At 37.5% G+C, this 2,976-nt stretch carries 3 protein-coding genes and 1 pseudogene; all 4 read left to right on the top strand.

Annotated elements, in window-relative coordinates; translation table 11 throughout:
- Positions 1-185: 185 nt before the first annotated feature.
- A pseudogene (locus tag JMY09_RS14225) lies at positions 186-619 on the top strand (IS3-like element ISPar1 family transposase); the annotation flags it as partial.
- A gap of 432 nt (positions 620-1,051) precedes the next feature.
- Entirely contained in the window at positions 1,052-1,678 is a 627-nt protein-coding gene (locus JMY09_RS14220) for a TetR/AcrR family transcriptional regulator (protein WP_201624592.1), read from the top strand.
- Positions 1,679-1,776: 98 nt separating this feature from the next.
- Complete coding sequence (locus JMY09_RS14215) at positions 1,777-2,430, top strand: HdeD family acid-resistance protein (protein WP_227677382.1); 654 nt, start codon at positions 1,777-1,779, stop codon at positions 2,428-2,430.
- A gap of 106 nt (positions 2,431-2,536) precedes the next feature.
- The coding region (locus JMY09_RS14210; RefSeq protein ID WP_201624590.1) for an oleate hydratase at positions 2,537-2,976 on the top strand (440 nt) is incomplete at its 3' end.

Raw genomic sequence — 2,976 nt, 5'->3', positions numbered from 1 at the left:
GTAAATATTTGGCTGAGCAGATAAAAAATAGGCATAGATGCCCTAACCTCAAAATCATTATCCACTGCCAAAGCAAGATTGCAACCGTGAGCTACACACATATAAGCCTAAGAGAACGATATCAGATACATGGCATTAAAAGGGCATAACATGGCAGTCAATTTGTAGTAGAAGCTGTCAAAAAGATAACAGACAACAATCGTAACTTGAGTGCAACTGTTCAGCAGCTCGAAATAGAGATGCAAACGTTATCTAATTGGCACAATAAAGCTAATCAAGGCAAACTTGCAGGAACTGAGCAGTATGATCCTAATCTTATGGCAGCTATTCAGGAAATAAAGCAGCTCAAGCGGCAGCTTAAAGTAGCTGAAGAGAAACGAGAGATCCTAAAAAAGGCGACAGCGTACTTCGCAAAGCAAAGCTAATCAGGTACGCCTTTGTCAAAGACAACCAGCACTTCTTTAGCATCACCACTATGTGCCGCGTGCTAAATGTTAAGCCATCAAGCTATGACGATTGGATAAATCGCGATATTAGTGAGCAACAGATACATTGTAACCAGTCTGAGCTACTGGTTAGAGCCGCTCACAGTGAAACTCGTGAGCGATATGATGCTGATTGACCTATGCTGTCAATCCCGCAGACATTAACTTAAGAAGTTTTATTTACTCAGCCTGATGATAATGATCAAACTACATTTGTCTTGGCATTTTATAGACCAAACCTTTTTGAATCTTAATCTAGCTGTGTTCAAGCTCAATATATTTAGTAATATTGATAATGGCATGAAATTCTTTTATAGCCTTGCTATACGCTAAATCATTCTTCAACGTACCTAAAAGCTCTCTATAGGGATATTATCGAAACAGTTGTACCGCTTGAACATCGAACCTTTAAATTAATGCTTGGCAAACCAAATCTACTGCCGTGCGCTTACTACTACATATAATAATTACACAATAAAACAAAAAGATAATATAACTTAACATTTGATAATTGAACAGTTGGTTAATATAAGGATTAAGAAGCTTAACATAAATAAGGGAAGCCTGTGAAACGTGCAGAGCAAGAGCGCTCATTACAAACTAAAAATAAGATATTATTAGCAGCCCTTACCGAGTTTGCTTCAACAGGTTTTGATGGTGTTTCAACGCGCGCCATTGCTAAAAAAGCAGAGGTGAACCATACCTTGATTAGCCATCATTTTGGTTCCAAAGAAGCGTTGTGGAAAGCCACGGCAAAATTATGTTTTGAGATTTACAGTGAACACAATTTTGAGAAGCGCAGAAACATGCAAGATGCTGAAGCTCGTACTTTAGTGAAAGTGCTGTTAAAAGATTTTATAAAGTTTTGTGCCAACTACCCCGATATTCATCATTTTTTGATACAGGCTAATCAAGGAGATTCGGAAAGACTTGACTGGTTTGTCGAAAACTATTTACGCACTATTTATGATGAAGAGCTGGATATTATTCGAAGAGCACAAAAACTAGGATTGGCTCCTCAAGGAGACAGTATGCATATTCGCTACTTATTACTGGGTGCAGCCACGTCTATTTATACATTTGCCCCTCAATTTGCAAGATTATCTGGGAAAGACCCTTTTTCTGATGAATTTATTGAGCAGCATGTAGACTATATTTTATCCCTCTTCACGACCTGTACCAAAAAGCTATGAGATAGATCAATGATCTGCCTCATAGCTTTTTTGCATTAAAGATACCCAATATTATATCGCGCCGTTATTTTGCAACATACATAGATATCGAGATAAAAATGAGTTCAATCGCTAGAAATATCTTTGGCACCATCAATAGAACCATCCATCATTGGTATATTTTACTTGTTGTGGGCATTATTTTTATTGCCACCGGGATATATACCTTTGTTTCACCACTTGAGTCTTATGCTGCACTCGCTATTTTGTTCAGCATATCTTTTATTATTTCAGGCATTTCTGAAATTACATTTTCTTTATTAAATAAAAAGCTACTTAATAACTGGGGTTGGTTTTTAGTCCTTGGGATTTTAACGTTCATTGTTGGTGTTCTTTTGGTGGTTAACCCGGCAATATCGCAAGCCACTTTGCTTTTTTATGTGGGTTTTTTAGTATTGTTTCGTTCCATTAGTGCTGTCAGCCATTCATTCGAGTTAAAGGAATATGGCTTTTCTGACTGGGGGTATTTAGCAGCAATAGGGGTTGTCGGTATTGTTTTCTCCTTTATCTTATTAGCTAACCCTGTACTTGGTGGCATGACAGTTGTTATATGGACTGGTTTAGCCCTGATCACCAGTGGTTGTTATAGTGCATACCTTGCTTTTAAATTAAAAAAACTAAAAGACTTACCAAATAAGATTTCTAATGAACTAAGAAGTAGATTCAATTTAGTCTCTCAAGAAGTTAATAACGTCTTAAACAGTAAACAATAACTATATTCTCATTTAATCACTGACCTATAAATATTTAAGTTAATAGCAGCTTCATTTTAAAACAACACTGAGTTATAAGATTCTTTAACCCACTAAGGGGATAATAATGAAAAAGACTAATGAAAAACAAAAAACTATCGACAGCTTTCCACATCAACCAGATGCTAATAAAGCCTATCCACACCATTACCCGCAAAACACCTTGCCGTTTGCTGACAAAATAGGTAACTATCAACGCAATATCGGTAGACCAACCGACGCTTATAAAGACAGTAAAGTCTATATCATCGGTAGCGGTATCGCGGGCTTATCTAGTGCTTACTACTTCATTCGCGATGGTAAAGTACCAGCAGAAAACATTACTTTTTTAGAGCAACTGGAGGTGTCAGGCGGCTCCATGGATGGCTCAGGTAATGCTGAGAATGGCTACATCATACGTGGTGGCCGTGAGATGGAATTTACCTACGAGAACTTTTGGGATGTCTTCCAAGATATTCCTGCAGTCGAGATGCCAGAGCCATACAGCGTATTAGATGAATATAGATT

The organism is Psychrobacter urativorans, from assembly GCF_904846695.1.
Lineage (GTDB): Bacteria > Pseudomonadota > Gammaproteobacteria > Pseudomonadales > Moraxellaceae > Psychrobacter > Psychrobacter urativorans.
This window is presented reverse-complemented; position numbering and strand designations above follow the sequence as displayed.

Excerpts from the sequence above, each read along its gene's own strand:
- JMY09_RS14215 (WP_227677382.1), top strand. The coding sequence starts at position 1,777 with ATGAGTTCAATCGCTAGAAATATCTTTGGCACCATCAATAGAACCATC.